This is a genomic window from Cupriavidus sp. OTU4054 (assembly GCF_038440175.1).
Taxonomy (GTDB): domain Bacteria; phylum Pseudomonadota; class Gammaproteobacteria; order Burkholderiales; family Burkholderiaceae; genus Cupriavidus; species Cupriavidus pauculus_D.
On record NZ_JASATF010000006.1, the window covers coordinates 68,365 to 83,379 of the forward strand.

Annotated in this window: 15 protein-coding genes; 13 read left to right on the forward strand and 2 right to left on the reverse strand. The window is 66.7% G+C overall.

Going from position 1 to position 15,015, the window contains the following annotated elements:
- Nucleotides 1-10: 10 nt before the first annotated feature.
- Nucleotides 11-982 (forward strand): LysR substrate-binding domain-containing protein, encoded by a 972-nt coding sequence (locus tag AAHB16_RS09610; protein WP_150374888.1) that lies wholly within the window; start codon nt 11-13, stop codon nt 980-982.
- Between the two features lie 23 nt (nt 983-1,005).
- On the opposite strand, the gene AAHB16_RS09615 is transcribed toward AAHB16_RS09610, so the two are convergent.
- Nucleotides 1,006-1,809 carry a FadR/GntR family transcriptional regulator gene (locus AAHB16_RS09615; RefSeq protein ID WP_342050723.1) on the reverse strand — a complete coding sequence of 268 codons (804 nt, stop codon included), beginning with the start codon at nt 1,807-1,809 and terminating at the stop codon, nt 1,006-1,008.
- 183 nt (nt 1,810-1,992) lie between these two features.
- Between AAHB16_RS09615 and AAHB16_RS09620 the strand changes: the two genes are divergently transcribed.
- Genes AAHB16_RS09620 through AAHB16_RS09645 form a run of 6 tightly spaced genes read left to right on the forward strand, consistent with a single transcriptional unit; the run spans nt 1,993 to nt 8,653 of the window.
- Nucleotides 1,993-2,922 (forward strand): 2-hydroxyacid dehydrogenase, encoded by a 930-nt coding sequence (locus AAHB16_RS09620; protein WP_223851750.1) that lies wholly within the window; start codon nt 1,993-1,995, stop codon nt 2,920-2,922.
- A 43-nt stretch (nt 2,923-2,965) separates the two neighbouring features.
- A complete protein-coding gene (locus AAHB16_RS09625; RefSeq protein ID WP_150374891.1) occupies nt 2,966-4,426 on the forward strand; it encodes an NAD-dependent succinate-semialdehyde dehydrogenase in 1,461 nt (486 codons plus the stop codon).
- Nucleotides 4,427-4,455: 29 nt separating this feature from the next.
- Entirely contained in the window at nt 4,456-5,337 is an 882-nt protein-coding gene (locus AAHB16_RS09630) for an NAD(P)-dependent oxidoreductase (protein ID WP_263364832.1), read from the forward strand.
- 14 nt (nt 5,338-5,351) lie between these two features.
- Nucleotides 5,352-6,428, forward strand: coding sequence for a tartrate dehydrogenase (locus tag AAHB16_RS09635; protein ID WP_342050724.1), 1,077 nt, complete (start codon nt 5,352-5,354; stop codon nt 6,426-6,428).
- A gap of 59 nt (nt 6,429-6,487) precedes the next feature.
- Nucleotides 6,488-7,639: a mandelate racemase/muconate lactonizing enzyme family protein gene (locus AAHB16_RS09640; protein ID WP_150374894.1), complete on the forward strand. Its 1,152-nt coding sequence runs from the start codon at nt 6,488-6,490 to the stop codon at nt 7,637-7,639.
- A 30-nt stretch (nt 7,640-7,669) separates the two neighbouring features.
- Complete coding sequence (locus AAHB16_RS09645; RefSeq protein ID WP_150374895.1) at nt 7,670-8,653, forward strand: tripartite tricarboxylate transporter substrate binding protein; 984 nt, start codon at nt 7,670-7,672, stop codon at nt 8,651-8,653.
- Nucleotides 8,654-8,687: 34 nt separating this feature from the next.
- Here AAHB16_RS09645 and AAHB16_RS09650 read toward each other — a convergent pair whose 3' ends face one another.
- On the reverse strand, nt 8,688-9,572 hold the full coding sequence (locus AAHB16_RS09650; RefSeq protein ID WP_342050725.1) for a LysR family transcriptional regulator: 885 nt from the start codon (nt 9,570-9,572) through the stop codon (nt 8,688-8,690).
- 148 nt (nt 9,573-9,720) lie between these two features.
- Here AAHB16_RS09650 and AAHB16_RS09655 point away from each other — a divergent pair, with 148 nt between their 5' ends.
- The 6 genes from AAHB16_RS09655 to AAHB16_RS09680 are packed head-to-tail and all read left to right on the forward strand — an operon-like array spanning nt 9,721 to nt 15,014.
- Entirely contained in the window at nt 9,721-10,284 is a 564-nt protein-coding gene (locus AAHB16_RS09655) for a carboxymuconolactone decarboxylase family protein (protein WP_150374897.1), read from the forward strand.
- 24 nt (nt 10,285-10,308) lie between these two features.
- Nucleotides 10,309-11,124, forward strand: a complete 816-nt coding sequence (locus tag AAHB16_RS09660; RefSeq protein ID WP_150374898.1) for an SDR family NAD(P)-dependent oxidoreductase — start codon at nt 10,309-10,311, stop codon at nt 11,122-11,124.
- A 52-nt stretch (nt 11,125-11,176) separates the two neighbouring features.
- Nucleotides 11,177-12,184 carry a Bug family tripartite tricarboxylate transporter substrate binding protein gene (locus AAHB16_RS09665; protein WP_342050726.1) on the forward strand — a complete coding sequence of 336 codons (1,008 nt, stop codon included), beginning with the start codon at nt 11,177-11,179 and terminating at the stop codon, nt 12,182-12,184.
- 32 nt (nt 12,185-12,216) lie between these two features.
- Entirely contained in the window at nt 12,217-13,044 is an 828-nt protein-coding gene (locus AAHB16_RS09670; RefSeq protein WP_150374899.1) for an amidohydrolase family protein, read from the forward strand.
- A 16-nt stretch (nt 13,045-13,060) separates the two neighbouring features.
- Entirely contained in the window at nt 13,061-14,014 is a 954-nt protein-coding gene (locus tag AAHB16_RS09675) for an SMP-30/gluconolactonase/LRE family protein (RefSeq protein WP_150374900.1), read from the forward strand.
- Between the two features lie 34 nt (nt 14,015-14,048).
- On the forward strand, nt 14,049-15,014 hold the full coding sequence (locus AAHB16_RS09680) for a Bug family tripartite tricarboxylate transporter substrate binding protein (protein ID WP_150374901.1): 966 nt from the start codon (nt 14,049-14,051) through the stop codon (nt 15,012-15,014).
- Nucleotide 15,015: the final 1 nt, after the last annotated feature.

Sequence of the window (15,015 nt, forward strand, 5' to 3'; positions counted from 1 at the left end):
CGCGCTCATCATGGATTTCCGCCAGCTCCGTTATTTTTCCCGCATCGTCGAACTCGAAAGCATTACCGCCGCCGCGGATGCGCTGCATATCGCGCAGCCGTCGCTGAGTCAGCATGTGGCGAATCTCGAGGCCGAACTCGATGCCAGGTTACTGGTGCGGGGTCCCTTCGGCGCGCGCCCGACCGAGACCGGCAAGATTCTCTACCGGCATGCCAAGATGGTGCTCCGGCAAATGGAAGAGGCACATGCGGCCGTGCGTCACGGACGCGATGTGCCGTCCGGGCATGTGCGCGTCGGCCTGCCGACCAGCACGTCGCGCGTCCTCGCCGTGCCGTTGCTCAGGTACGTCGCCGACAACGTCCCCGACGTGACCGTCGAGATCGTCGAAGGCAGCAGCGCGGATCTCGCCGAACTGGTGGCGACGCAGAAGCTCGATATCTGCATCTCGATGGACTCCCAGCAGCGGCCCAACATGCATCTGCTGCCGCTGCTCGACGAGGACCTCATGGCGGTCGGCCCCGGCCCATCGTCCGGCGAAGCGCCGCTGACGCTGGCGGAGGTCGCGGAACTGCCGCTGTTGTTGCCAAGCTTTCCGAATTCCGTGCGGGTCCTCACGGACCGCGCCTTTATCGCGGCGGGGCTCGAGCTCACGCTCGTGGCGGAAACGAGCGCGGTATCGGTACTGCTGTCGGCCGTCGGCGCGGGCATGGGCTGGACGATCCTGCCATGGAGCGCGCTGGCCAACGAACCGGCCGGCGCCTACGCATGCCTGCCCATCTCCGATTCCTCGCTATCGCGCCGTGTCTTCCTGTGCGTGGCGGGTTCCGCGCGACTCAGTCTTGCATGCCGGACGATCGAAGCCGCGATGCTGCGCCTGATCGTGGCGTCGATCGACTCGCAGGCATGGCGCGGCGTGCATCCGCTCAGCAACCTCGCGCTGCTCGCCGCCAGCGATGCGGAACTGCTTCCGCAAGATCGATGATCTGGCTGGCGGCTGGCTGGCGGCTAGCCGCCCCGCCGCAGCACGGTCGCCAGATCCGCCCCCGCCAGCCGTTGCGCCGCCGTGCGGCTGTCGCCGGTCCAGAAGTCGCGCTCCGCCGTGGAGATGCGTTCCTCCGTGTTGCGCATATGGAGGAACGCCGCTTCCCGCGCGCGCGGGGCGTCCTGGGCTTCGATGGCCGCGCAGATATCGGCGTGTTCGCGCCTGACCTGCGCGGTCAGGTCGCTGCGGCGCGATTCGTTGCCGCGGGTCAGGCGGATGGCATCGCGCAGCGATCGCGTCAGCATGCCCAGCAGTTCGGTGTAGTGCGGATTGCCCGTCGCGCGGGACACCGCGATATGGAAAGCCAGGTCTTCCTCGACGCCGTCGCCGCCGGCATCCACGGCGCGATCGATCGCCTGCAGCGCTTCACGAATCTCCGTCATCTGCGCATCGCTGCGCCGCACGGCCGCCAGCGCCGCCATCTCGGCTTCGATGCCACGCCGTAACTCGAGAATGCGGACCACGCCCAGCGCGGGGTCGGCATTGTCGCGGCCCGATCGGCTGCCCAGGCGGAATACCTCCGCGCTCGTCGGATCGAGCACGACCGTGCCGCTGCCCTGCCGGCTCTCCACCAGCCCTTCCGACTTCAGGCGCGAGATCGCCTCACGGATCACGGTCCGGCTCACGCCGAACTGCTCGGTCATGAATTTTTCCGTCGGCAGGCGCGCGTTGACCGGATAGACCCCTTTCCGGATCTGCCCCGATAACAACTCCGTGACCCGATCCGCGAGGGTCGGTTCGTTGCCGCCCTGTAATCGCTGCTCCATGCGCTGTGTCCCTGTTTCCGTATGGACGCGATCATAGCACCGCCAATAAATTTGCTTGACACATTGATACGATGAATTTGTAATACAACTTACATTCTCGTTCGATGAGAGGTTTCGATGCGGTCAGAAAGTCACACTGGGAGTCAAGCCGGTCAGCTGGAAAGGGCCTATGTCTGCCGGCGCATGCCGCCGGAGGTCGAGGCCGCCCTGCAGGCGCGCTTCGACGTGGCGCTCAACGAGAGCGATGCGCTGCTGCCCCCCGCAACCATTGCCGAGCGGGCCCGAGGCGCAAGCGTCCTCTTCGTGACGGCGACCGAACGCGTCGATGGCCAACTGCTGCGGCAGCTGTCGCCGGCGCTGAAGACCGTGGCCACGCTCTCGGTCGGCCACGACCATATCGACCTCGCCACGGCGCGCGAGCTCGGCATCGACGTCCTCCACACCCCCGATGTCCTCAGCGATGCCTGCGCGGAGATCGCGATGATGCTGTTGCTCAACGCGGCCAGGCGCGGCTTCGAAGCGGACCGCATGGTGCGTAGCGCGCAGTGGCCCGGCTGGGCGCCCACGCAACTGCTCGGCAAGGGCCTGGTCGGCAAGCGGCTCGGCATCTTCGGCATGGGCCGCATCGGCCGGGCCATTGCCGCGCGGGCGCGCGCGTTCGGCATGCAGATCCACTATCACAACCGGTCCCGCCTCTCGCCCGACATGGAAGACGGCGCGACCTTCCAACCCACGCTGGAGGCCCTTTGCCGGCACAGCGACATGCTGATGGTCGCGGCGCCGGGCTCCCCGCAACTCAAGGGCGCGCTGGACGCCGCGCATCTTGCCGCGCTGCCGCGCGGTGCCGTGGTCGCGAATATCTCGCGCGGCGACATCGTCGATGACGACGCATTGATCGACGCGCTGACGTCCGGTCACGTCTTTGCGGCCGGGCTCGATGTGTTTGCGAACGAACCCCATATCGACGCGCGCTATCGCGAACTCGACAACGTGTTTCTCAGCCCGCATATCGGCAGCGCCACCGAGGAAACACGCAATGCCATGGGCTGGCTGCTGATCGATGGCCTTGCCGCATTACGCCGTGGCGAGCGCCCCGCCAACCTGATTTCCTGAACTTTCCCCCCGCCTACAACAATCGACGATCGGAGTCGCTTTCATGCAGATTCAGAACACCTCCCTGTTTCGCCAGCAGTGCCACGTCAACGGTCAATGGGTCGATGCCTCCGATGGCGAGGTCGTGCCCGTCACCAACCCGGCCACCGGCAAGTCCATCGGTTCCGTGCCCCGTATGACCGCGGCCGACGTCGAGTCCGCCATCGCCGCCGCCGAGCAGGCGCTGCCCGCGTGGCGCGCCACGAGCGCGCGCGAGCGCAGCAAGCTGCTGCGCCGCTGGTATGACCTCTGCATGGCGAATCAGGAAGACCTCGCCACCATCCTCACGCTCGAGCAGGGCAAGCCCCTGAAGGAATCGCGCGGCGAGATCGCCTACGGGTCGGGGTTCCTCGAGTGGTTTTCGGAAGAGGCACGCCGCATCTATGGCGACGTGATTCCCGCCCCGTCGTCGGACCGCCGGATCGTCGTGATCAAGCAGCCGGTCGGCGTGGTCGCGGCCATCACGCCATGGAATTTCCCCAACGCGATGATCACGCGCAAGGCCGGGGCCGCCCTCGCCGCCGGCTGCACGATCGTGATCAAGCCCGCCTCGGCCACGCCGTTCTCGGCGCTGGCACTGGCCGAGCTTGCCAGGGAAGCGGGCATTCCCGATGGCGTGCTCAATGTCGTGACGGGCTCCGCGTCCGTCGTGGGCAACGTGCTGACGAAAAGCCCCGTGGTCCGCAAGCTGTCGTTCACGGGTTCCACGGAAGTCGGCAAGACGCTGCTCGAACAATGCGCGGGCACGGTCAAGAAGGTGTCGATGGAACTGGGCGGCAACGCGCCGTTCCTGATCTTCGACGATGCCGACCTCGATGCCGCGGTCGCGGGCGTCATGGCCTCCAAGTTCCGCAACGCCGGCCAGACCTGCGTCTGCGCGAACCGGATCTTCGTGCAGGACGGCGTCTACGACGCGTTCGCCGAAAAGCTTCGCGTGGCCGTGGAAGCGCAGAAGGTCGGCGACGGCATGTCCCCGGGCGTCGACCTCGGCCCGCTGATCGACGACGCGGCGGTCGAGAAGGTCCGCGAGCATATCGTCGACGCGGTGGCGCTCGGCGCGCAGGTGTTCACGGGCGGCAAGCCCCATGCGCTCGGCGGCCGTTTCTTTACGCCGACGATCCTGACCGACGTCTCGCCGAAGGCGAAGCTCATGAACGAGGAGACATTCGGCCCGGTCGCGCCACTGATCCACTTCAAGACCGAGGCGGAAGGCGTCGCGATGGCCAACGACACGCCGTTCGGCCTCGCCGCGTACTTCTACACCACCGACTACGCCCGCTCGTGGCGCGTGGCGGAAGCGCTCGAATGCGGCATCGTCGGCCTGAACGAAGGGCTGATCTCGACAGAGGTCGCGCCGTTCGGCGGCGTCAAGGAATCGGGGATCGGACGCGAAGGCTCGAAATACGGCATCGAGGACTATATCGAGGTCAAGTACATCTGCGCCGGCGGACTGGCGCCCCGGTAAGCATGCATCCCACGACAGGAGACATCCATATGAAGACCGTAGGCATGATCGGCATCGGCATGATGGGCCATGGCATTGCGACGAACGTGGTGAAGCATGGCCATCCACTGGTCGTTCTCGCGCATCCGGGCAACCAGCCGCTGGACGCGCTGCTGACCGCGGGCGCGCGTCAGGTCGCGACGATTCCCGAACTCGCGGCGCAGGCGGACATCGTGATCCTGTGCGTCACGGGCACGCCCGAAGTGGAGGACGTGCTGTTCAGCCAGAACGCACTGCTGAGCGCGTTGCGGCCCGGCACGGTCGTGATCGACTGCTCCACGGCCATCCCTTCCTCCACCGAGCGCATCGCCGCGGCCGTGCACAAGGCAGGCGGCAAGTTCCTCGATGCGCCGATGACGCGTACCCCCAAGGAAGCGGCGGAGGGCCGGCTGAACCTGATCGTCGGCGGCGACCCCGCGCTCTATCGCGAATGCCTGCCCTTGCTGCAGAGCTTTGCCGAGAACATCACGTTCGCCGGCCCCGTGGGCTCGGGCCATCGGCTGAAGCTGCTGCACAACTTCGTATCGCTGGGTTTCTCCGCGGTGCTCGCGGAGGCGGCCGCCTGCGCGGCGCGCGCGGACGTCAATCCCGAGGTGCTGATCGACGTGCTGGCCAAGGGCGGCGGCGCGGGCGTGATTCTGGAGCGGCTGCGTCCCTTTATCGAGCATGGCGACGGCTCGGGCTTCCGTTTCACGATTGCCAATGCGCTCAAGGACATGACGTACTACGACACGATGGCGCGCGAGATCGGCGCCAGCCACACCACGTCCACGGCCATTCGCGAAACCTATTCCGGGGCTTACGTCCAGCGCGCGACGGGCACCGTGCCGGAACTCGTCGCCCTGCTCGCGCAACCCGGTTCCGCTCAATAACCCGCACGCCCATCATGACCACCAACCAGCACTACAAGATTGCCGTGATTCCCGGCGACGGCATCGGCAACGAAGTCGTACCCGAAGGCCTCCGCGTCCTGAAGGCCGTCAGCGAAAAGTTCGGTTTCCAGCTGTCGTTCACGACATACGACTGGAGTTGCGCGCGCTACCACGCGCAGGGCAGCATGATGCCGGCGGACGGCATCGAGCGCCTGCGCGACTCGGACGCGATCTTCCTTGGCGCGGTCGGCTTTCCCGGCGTGCCCGACCACGTGTCGCTGTGGAATCTGCTGATTCCCATCCGCCGCGAGTTCGACCAGTACGTGAACCTGCGGCCGGTCCGGCTGCTGCCCGGCGTGCCCTGCCCGCTCGCGAACAAGAAGCCCGGCGATATCGATTTCTGGATCGTGCGCGAGAACACGGAGGGCGAATACTCGCAGGTGGGTGGACGCATGTTCGCGGGCACCGAGCACGAGTTCGTCACGCAGGAGGCCATTTTCACGCGTCGCGGAACCGATCGCATCATGCGCTATGCGTTCGAGCTCTCGCGCAAGCTGGGCCGCAACCACGTCACCTCGGCCACGAAGTCGAACGGCATCTTCCATTCGATGCCATTCTGGGACGAGCGCTTCGCGGCCATCGGCGCCGAGTATCCGGAGGTCCGCACGGACCAGTACCACATCGATATCCTGGCCGCGCGGTTCGCGATGTCGCCCGAGCGGTTCGATGTGGTGGTGGGGTCGAACCTGTTCGGCGACATCCTTTCCGATCTGGGACCGGGCGTGACCGGCACCATCGCGGTGGCGCCGGGCGCCAATATCAACCCCGAGCGCAAGTATCCGTCGATGTTCGAGCCCGTCCACGGCTCGGCGCCCGATATCGCCGGACAAGGCATTGCCAATCCCATCGGCCAGATCTGGTCCGCGGCGATGATGCTCGACCACCTCGGGCAGCCGGAAGCCGCCGCCTCCGTGATGCAGGCCATCGAAGCGGTGCTCGTGCACCCCGACCGCGTGCATACGCCCGACCTTGGCGGCAAGGCCACCACGCAGGACATGGGTGCCGCGATCGCGCGCGCCGTGCTCGCCTGACTCGCCCGACAAAACAGAACAAAACAGAACAGAACAGAACAGAACGCAGGAGACAACCGATGAAGATCACCCGCATCACCGCCATTCCGCTGTCCTTCCGTCTGCCCGAAGGCAAGACGGTCACCATGGGCGTCGGCAGCACGCTCAAGCGCGATGCCATCGTCATTCGCGTGGAGACCGACGAAGGCATCGTCGGTTATGGGGAGTCGCATCCGGGCCGCAGCCCCGGCGCCATCGTCAGCCTGATCCACAACACGCTGCAGCCGCTGCTCGTGGGCATGGATGCCACGGACGTCGTGGGCACGTGGCAACGCGTGCATCGCATGCAGTTCTCGAGCCACGGACTCGGTGCCGGTGCCGCGCTGGCGCACTCGGGCATCGACATGGCCCTCTGGGATATCCGCGGCAAGGCGGCCAGGATGCCGCTGTACCAGCTGCTCGGCGGATCGCGCCGCCGGATTCCCGCCTACGCGGGCGGTATCGCGCTGGGTTACCAGCCAGCCGCTTCGCTGGCGGAAGAAGCCCAGTCGTATATCGAGCAGGGCTACAAGGCGGTGAAGCTGCGCATCGGCGATACGGTCAAGGCCGATATCGAACGCGTGCGCCATGTCCGCAAGGTGGTCGGTGACGACATCGATATCCTGACCGACGCGAACACGGCCTACACGATCGCCGACGTTCGCCGTGTGCTGCCCGTGCTGGCGGACATCCAGGCCGGATGGCTCGAGGAACCGTTTGCCTGCAACGACTTCGCGTCGTATCGCGAGGCCGCGCGCATCACGCCGGTCGTGCCGATTGCCGCGGGCGAAAACCACTTTATGCGCTTCGAGTTCGCGCAGATGCTGGAGGCCCGCGCGGTGCAGGTGTGGCAGCCCGATCTGTCGAAGACCGGCGGCATTACCGAAGGCATGCGCATCGCCGCGATGGCATCGGCGTTCCGGATTCCAATCCACGCGCATAGCTCGGCCACGGGCCTCAACCACGCGGCCACGCTGCATTTCCTCGCCGCGACCGAGAACGCCGGTTACTTCGAGGCCTGCGTATCGCACTTCAATCCATTCCGCGACATGTTCGGCAAGACGTTCGAGATCGGCCGCGACGGCTGCGTCGTGCCGCCGGAAGCGCCAGGCCTCGGCGTCGAAGTCGATGAGGAACTGTTCAAGCAGTATCCGCTGATCGATGGACCGGGATATGTCGTGAAGTTCCAATAAAAAAATCATCGTAGGTGAAGGAGACAAAACATGCCTGACAGAAGAACCGCATGCAAATGGGTACTGTCGTCGCTCGCCGGGGCCGCCGCATGGCGTGCGGCGTCCGCCGCCGAGCCCTACCCTGACAAGCCCATCCGCATCGTCGTACCCTACACGCCGGGCGGCTTCAACGATACGCTCGCGCGCACCGTGGGCGAGAAGCTGACCGCCAAATGGAAGCAGTCGGTCGTCGTGGACAACCGGCCCGGCGGCAATACGCTGATCGGCAACTCGCTCGTCGCCAAGTCGCCGCCCGATGGCTACACGCTGCTGATCACGCCGCTCCCCTTTGCGGCATTGCCGGCGCTGTACGGCGCCAGGCTGCCCTATAACGCGACGAAGGACTTCACGCCCGTGGTGTGGGCCGCCAGCACGCAGAACGTACTGGTCGCGCGCAACGACCTCAACCTCGCCACGGTCAAGGACATCGTCGAGTTCGCGAAGAAGCAGCCGGGCAAGCTCAACTACGGTTCGACGGGCTCCGGCTCGTCCAACCATCTGTCGATGGAGCTGTTCGAGAAGATGACGGGCACGAAGCTCACGCATATTCCCTACAAGGGCAGCGGCCCGGCGGTCGTGGCGATGCTGGGCGGCGAGATCGACGTGCTGTTCGACAACCTGCCCAACGTGATCAACCAGATCCGCGCGGGCAAGTTCAGGCCCATCGCGGTGACGGGCCAGCAGCGGTCGTCGCTGCTGCCGGACGTGCCGACCGTCGCCGAGGCCGGCGTACCGGGCTACGAGGTCAATGTCTGGTTCGGCATCCAGGCGCCGGCCGGCACGCCGAAGGACATCGTGCAGCGGCTCAATGCGGAGATCACGAAGTCGCTGGCCGAGGCCGATGTGGTCAAGCGTTTCCGCGAGCAAGGCGTGGAGGTGGTCGGCAGCTCGCCGGCGAAGTTCGCGTCGCTGGTCGACAGCGAGATCGAGAAATGGGGGACCGTGGTGCGGGACGCCAACGTGCGGCTCGAGTAAGCCCACGACAGCGAGGTCGTGCCCGCGCACGACCTCACATCACGCCCAGCGCGCCCAGCGCCCGCTCCACCACCGGCGACCGGTTCGACGGGTGCCATACCACCGAGTACTCCGCCTGCGCGGGTTCCCCCGCCAGCGGCTTGAGCACGACACCGGGCAACTGGGCGCGTTCCGGCGTACGCGGCACCAGCGATACCCCGCGGCCCAATGCCACGAGGCTGGCAACCGACAGCAAATGCCGCGCGTAGTGCCGCACATTGGGACTGAACCCCGCGCGCAGGCAGGTCGCGACGATCAGATCGAAATACGCGGGCGCGCTTTCGCGCGGAATCACGATAAACGGCTCGCCGGCCAGGTCGGCCGGATCGATGCGCTTGCGCTGTGCAAGCGGATGCTGCGCCGGTAGCGCCGCCACCAGCGGCGTGCGCGCGATCGGGTGAATCCGCATCTCGACCGCCCCGCTCGCTCCAGGCGAGATCTGGCCGAGCCCGAGGTCGATGCGGTCATGGCGTAGCGCCTCGATCTGCTCCGACGACCCCATCTCCTCCCAGACCGTCTCCACACCCGCCAGATTCCGTTCGAGCCGCGCGATGAGCTTTTCCATGCCGATATAGAGCAGCGCCGCGACGAAGCCGATGCGCAGCGTCCCCGTCTGCCCTTCCTCGGCGCGCCGCACGACCTCGCGCGCCATATCGGCCTGCCCGATGATGCGCCGCGCCTCCTGCACGAGCGCATGGCCCGACGGCGTCAGGCGCACGCTGCGCTTGTTGCGGTCGAACAGCATGACGCCGAGTTCGGCCTCCAGCTGCTGGATATGCTTGGTCAGTGGCGGCTGGGAAATACGCAGACGCTCGGCCGCGCGGCCGAAGTGCAACTCCTCGGCGAGCGTGAGAAACATTCGGAGATCTCGGATTTCCATGGCGAGCCTTCGTGGGCAGCGGGAATGAACAGAGCAGTTATTCTATTTCGGAATGACTGTGCTCCGGAAAACATATTGGACGATAGCGCGGACTGTCAGCAGAATGCTCGTGTTCCACCTAAAAACGCATACAGGACACGGAGACGACATGACCCGCATTCCCCCGCTCCAGCCAGCGGAGATGAACGACGACCAGCGCGCGGTCCACGCCGCCATCGTGGCCGGCCCGCGCGGCCAGGTGCGCGGGCCGCTGGCCGTCTGGCTGCATCGGCCCGGCCTCGCCGCGACAGCGCAGGCGCTGGGGCAATACTGCCGTTACGACTCGTCGCTGCCGCAGCGCCTGTCCGAGCTGGCCATTCTGGTGATGGGCCAGTTCTGGCGTGCCGAGTTCGAATGGTGGGCGCACAAGCCCATCGCGCTGAAGGCTGGCGTCGATGAGGCCGTCGTGGAAGCCCTGCGCACCGGTGCCGAGCCGGCATTCTCGCGCGAGGATGAAGCCACGGTCTACGCCGTGGTGCGCAGCCTCAACGAAGCGCATCGCATTCCCGCGCCGCTCTACGACCGCGCGATCGCCGTGCTCGGCAACGATGCCGTCATCGATCTCGTTGGCCTTGCCGGCTACTACACGCTGATTTCCATGACCGTGAACGCGTTCGAGGTGATGCCGCCCGACGGCGAGCCGCTCGCGTTCGACACCACCCCCGCACGCTGATCCCACTCTCAGGAACACCCCGAAATGTCGCAACAACAAGCAGGCCGGCTCGCCGGCAAGGTCGTACTCGTAACCGGCGCGGGCTGCGTCGGCCCCGGCTGGGGGAATGGACGCGCGGTCGCCGTGCGCTTTGCCGAAGAAGGCGCGAAAGTGTTTGCCGCGGACAAGAACCTGTCGGCGATGGACGAGACGATCGCCCGTGTCCGCGCGATCGCCGGCGCCGAGATCGAGGCCCACACCTGCGACGTGACGCAGGCCGCCGAAGTGAAAGCCATGGTCGATGCCTGCGTCGCGCGCTTCGGGCGTGTGGATATTCTCGTGAACAACGTCGGCGGCTCCGCGCGCGGCGGACCCGTGGATCTCGACGAAGAGGCCTGGGACAGGCAGATCGACTTCAACCTCAAGAGCGTATTCCTGACCTGCAAGTACGTGCTGCCGCTGATGGAGGCACAGGGTGGCGGCGCGATCGTCAATACGGCGTCCACGTCGGGCACCCGATGGACCGGCGCCGCGCAGGTAGGCTATGCGTCCGCGAAGGCCGCGGTCATCCAGTTCTCCCGCGTCGTGGCCGTGGAGTATGCGAAGAAGAAAGTGCGCGTGAACACCGTCATTCCCGGCCAGATGCATACGCCGATGGTGGAAGCACGCCTTGCCGGCCAGCGCGCGGGCGGCGATGTCGAAGCGCTGCTGGCCCAGCGGCAGGCGCGCATCCCGCTCGGCTTTATGGGCGATGGACGAGATACCGCCAATGCCGCATTGTTTCTGGCGTCCGATGAAGCGCGCTTTGTCACGGGCGCCGAACTCGTCGTCGATGGCGGGATGAGCGTGCGCTGCGACTAGACAGGCTCCACCCAACGGCGTCATCGATACCAATAACGGAGACAACGCCATCATGCCTTTCGTCAAACCCGCGCGCGCGGCGATGCGAGCCGTCACGCACGTGCTTGCCGCGTCGGTCGCGCTCGCGATATCGGGCGGGCTGGCCACGGCGCAAGCCGCGGACTACCCCGACAAGCCGGTACGAATGGTCGTGGCCTTCTCGCCCGGGGGCCCGACCGACATCATCGCGCGTGTCGTGGCACGCAAGCTCGGCGAGCGGCTGAGCCAGCAGGTGGTGGTGGACAATCGCCCCGGCGCGGGCGGCAATATCGCCTCGGAGCAGGTCGCCAAATCGGCGGCCGATGGCTATACGCTGCTCTACAACAGCTCGTCGATCGCGATCTCGCCCGCGCTGTTCCGCAATCCGAAGCTCGACCCGACGCGGATTTTCACGCCGGTGGCGTACGTGGCGACGGTGCCGCTGGTGGTGGTCGTCAATGCGGCGAGTCCGATCAGGACGCCCGAGGATTTTCTGCGCGAACTCAAGGCGAATCCGGGCAAGCTCAACTTCGGGTCGTCGGGCAACGGGACCATCGACCATCTGACGAGCGTGCTGTTCGCGGCGAAGACGCACACGACGTTCAATCACGTGCCGTACAAGGGCAATGCGGCCGCGCTCCCGGACCTGTTGTCGGGCCGGCTGGACTTCATGATGTCGGGCAGCCTGAACGCCGCGCTGCCGTTCATCAGGGATGGTCGCCTGCGCGCCATTGCCGCGACCACACGGCAGCGCGTGTCGGTGTTGCCCGATACGCCGACGCTGGCCGAGACCATCGTGCCCGGCTTCGACTCCGGCACATGGCAGGGCATCGTGGCACCCGCGCATACGCCGCCTGACGTGGTCAGCCGCCTGAACCGCGAGATTGCGGCGGTGCTGCAGGATCCGGACGCGATCGCGGCGCTGCACGCGCAGGGTGCCGAGCCCACGGGCGGCACGGCTGCCGCGTATGGGCAGTTGATCAACACCGAGTACGCGCGCTGGACGCAGGTGGTCAGGGACACCGGCGCGCGCTCGGACTAGACCGGCGCTTACCACCTTCATCGAGAACCAGGATGCAGACACGCAACGACATCTGGGATTGCCACACCCATATCTTCGGCCCCTACGCCGACCATCCATTGCCGCCGGACGCGGTCTATCGCCCGCCGGAGGCACCGTTCGCCGCGCTGCGCGCGCTGCATCGCTCGCTCGGGATTACGCACGGCGTCCTCGTGCAGGGCGCCTGCTATGGCGAGGACCACGACGCGGTGCTGACCGCGCTCGATACCACCGAGGGTGCCTATCGCGGCGTGGCGCTGATCTCGCCCGACGTGGACGAGGACCATCTGCGGCGGATGCATGCGCGCGGTATTCGCGGCATCCGGCTCGGGCTGATGTCGCATCTGGGGGGCAAGCCCGACGCGGGCCGCATGGTGGCGCAGCTCGAACGGATTCGGCCATACGGGTGGCATGCGCTCGTGCATGGCGAGGTCGGCGACGTGGTCGAGGCGCTCGACGTCCTCTTGCCGCAGGGCGTGCCGCTCGTCATCGACCATATGGCGCGCGTCGAGGCGTCCAGGGGCGTGGACTATCCCGCGTTTGCCGCGCTGGAACGCTGCCTCGCGATGCCCAACGTCTGGATCAAGCTGTCGGGCGCGGATCGGATCACCGGCGGCGCGGCGCCCTACGAGGCGGCACTTCCCATCGCGAGACGGCAACTGGCCGCGGCGCCCGAGCGTGCCATCTGGGGCACGGACTGGCCGCATCCGAACATCGCCTACCCCGTGCCGGACGAAGCCGGGTTGCTCGCCTGGATTCGCCGCGTCTGCGCGGACGTGTTTGCCAACGAGGCAGGAGCGGACGCCGTGTTGCGCCATAACCCGTCGCGGCTCTACGCCTAGCCCACAGGAATTGACCATGACCACGATTCCCACCCTTCCAATGCCCGCGGTCCGCTATCCGGATCCGGCCGTGCAGGCGCTCACCCCCGCGTTCGAGAAATACCGGCTGGGACTCGCCGCCGTCGAGCGCATCGCGTCCGGTTCACGATGGGCCGAAGGGCCCGTCTGGTTCGGCGATGGCCGCTATCTGCTGTGGAGCGACATCCCGAACAACCGCATCCTCAAGTGGGAGGAGGAGACCGGCATCGTCAGCGTCTTTCGGTCGCCGTCGGGCCATGCCAACGGCAATACGCGCGACCGGCAGGGACGGCTGGTCAGTTGCGAGCACGGCGGCCGGCGCATCACGCGCACGGAGTACGACGGCAGCATCACCGTGCTGATGGACCGCTTCGAGGGCAGGCGCCTGAACTCGCCTAACGATATCGTCGTGAAGTCCGATGGCTCGATCTGGTTTACCGATCCGCCGTTCGGCATTGCCGGGTACTACCAGGGCGAACAGGCCGAGCAGGAACTGCCGGAGCGCGTCTACCGGCTCGACCCGACGACGGGCCAGGCCACGGTGGTCGCCGACGATATCAGTGGCCCCAATGGGCTGGCGTTCTCGCCCGACGAGCGCACGCTGTACGTGATCGAGTCCCGCGCGCGTCCGCGGCGGATCCGCGCGTTCGCCGTTACCGCGGACGGTGCGCTCGACAACAGCCGGGTGCTGATCGACGCGGGACCCGGCACGCCGGATGGCTTCCGCGTGGATGTCGACGGCAACCTCTGGTGCGGCTGGGGCATGGGCACGCCGGAGCTCGATGGCGTGCGCGTGTTCTCGCCCGAGGGCGAGGCCATCGGCCATATCTCGTTGCCCGAACGATGCGCGAACCTCTGCTTTGGCGGCCGGCATCGTAACCGGCTGCTGATGGCTTCCTGCACTTCCATCTATTCGCTGTACGTGAACGCACAAGGTGCCGCGGGCGGCTGACCGTCACGACCGCACCCTTCAAGGAGACCTCGTCATGCAAACCCGAACCACGCTTCGCGGCGTGTTGGCCGCGCTCGCCCTCGTTTTACTGATGCCTGCCGCCATCGCGGCGCCCATCACCCGGCTCGTCGTAGCCTTTCCCGCCGGCGGTCCCGCCGACACGCTTGCCCGCACGCTGTCGCGTCAGCTCGAAGCGGAACTCAAGCAAACGGTCGTCGTGGAGAACCGGCCGGGCGCGAACGGTGCCATTGCGATCAATGCCGTGGCGCGCGCGGCCACGGATGGGTCCGTGCTGTTCCTGACCAGTGCCGGCGCGATCGTGATCAATCCCGCGCTGTATCCGAGCCTGCCTTACGATCCGCAGAAGGACCTCACGCCGATCTCGCTCGTGGTCAATACGCCCGAGGTGCTCGTGGTCAAGCCGGACGACAACGTCGCCAGCGCGGCCGCGTTCGTCAAGCGCGCGCAATCCGCGGGCAAACCGCCTAGCCTTGCGTCCACGGGTATCGGCAGCATGCCGCATATGGCGATCGAGCTGTTCAAGATCTCCACGCACGTGAACTTCCTGCACGTCGCGTACAAGGGCGCGGCGCCCGCCATTACCGACACGCTCGGCGGGCAGGTGGATGCGTTCTTCGGCGATACGTCCGGGCTCATGACCTACATCACGTCGAAACGCCTGCGGCCGATCGGCGTCGCGGCGCCCAAACGTCTGCCGTTCCTGCCCGACGTGCCGACGCTGGCCGAACAGGGCATCGCGAACGTCGAGGCCAGCAACTGGTATGGGCTGATGGCACCCGCAGGCACCGGGCCAGACGTCGTGAAGAAGGTCAACGAGGCGCTGCGCCGCACGCTGGCCGCGCCGGCGGTGCGCAAGAACCTCGACCAGCTCGGGCTGGAGCCCGCCCCGGGCACCCCCGCGGAGTTCACGGCCATCATCAAGGCGGACACCGCGCGATGGACGAAGCTCATCAAGTCCCAGAACATCCGTGGAGAATGAC

Bases quoted from the DNA above. Each gene is read 5' to 3' on its own strand.
- AAHB16_RS09625 (WP_150374891.1), top strand. From the start codon at position 2,966: ATGCAGATTCAGAACACCTCCCTGTTTCGCCAGCAGTGCCACGTCAAC.
- AAHB16_RS09640 (WP_150374894.1), top strand. From the start codon at position 6,488: ATGAAGATCACCCGCATCACCGCCATTCCGCTGTCCTTCCGTCTGCCC.
- AAHB16_RS09670 (WP_150374899.1), top strand. From the start codon at position 12,217: ATGCAGACACGCAACGACATCTGGGATTGCCACACCCATATCTTCGGC.
- AAHB16_RS09675 (WP_150374900.1), top strand. From the start codon at position 13,061: ATGACCACGATTCCCACCCTTCCAATGCCCGCGGTCCGCTATCCGGAT.
- AAHB16_RS09650 (WP_342050725.1), bottom strand. From the start codon at position 9,572: ATGGAAATCCGAGATCTCCGAATGTTTCTCACGCTCGCCGAGGAGTTG.
- AAHB16_RS09655 (WP_150374897.1), top strand. From the start codon at position 9,721: ATGACCCGCATTCCCCCGCTCCAGCCAGCGGAGATGAACGACGACCAG.
- AAHB16_RS09645 (WP_150374895.1), top strand. From the start codon at position 7,670: ATGCCTGACAGAAGAACCGCATGCAAATGGGTACTGTCGTCGCTCGCC.
- AAHB16_RS09615 (WP_342050723.1), bottom strand. From the start codon at position 1,809: ATGGAGCAGCGATTACAGGGCGGCAACGAACCGACCCTCGCGGATCGG.
- AAHB16_RS09630 (WP_263364832.1), top strand. From the start codon at position 4,456: ATGAAGACCGTAGGCATGATCGGCATCGGCATGATGGGCCATGGCATT.
- AAHB16_RS09620 (WP_223851750.1), top strand. From the start codon at position 1,993: ATGCCGCCGGAGGTCGAGGCCGCCCTGCAGGCGCGCTTCGACGTGGCG.
- AAHB16_RS09635 (WP_342050724.1), top strand. From the start codon at position 5,352: ATGACCACCAACCAGCACTACAAGATTGCCGTGATTCCCGGCGACGGC.
- AAHB16_RS09660 (WP_150374898.1), top strand. From the start codon at position 10,309: ATGTCGCAACAACAAGCAGGCCGGCTCGCCGGCAAGGTCGTACTCGTA.
- AAHB16_RS09665 (WP_342050726.1), top strand. From the start codon at position 11,177: ATGCCTTTCGTCAAACCCGCGCGCGCGGCGATGCGAGCCGTCACGCAC.
- AAHB16_RS09610 (WP_150374888.1), top strand. From the start codon at position 11: ATGGATTTCCGCCAGCTCCGTTATTTTTCCCGCATCGTCGAACTCGAA.
- AAHB16_RS09680 (WP_150374901.1), top strand. From the start codon at position 14,049: ATGCAAACCCGAACCACGCTTCGCGGCGTGTTGGCCGCGCTCGCCCTC.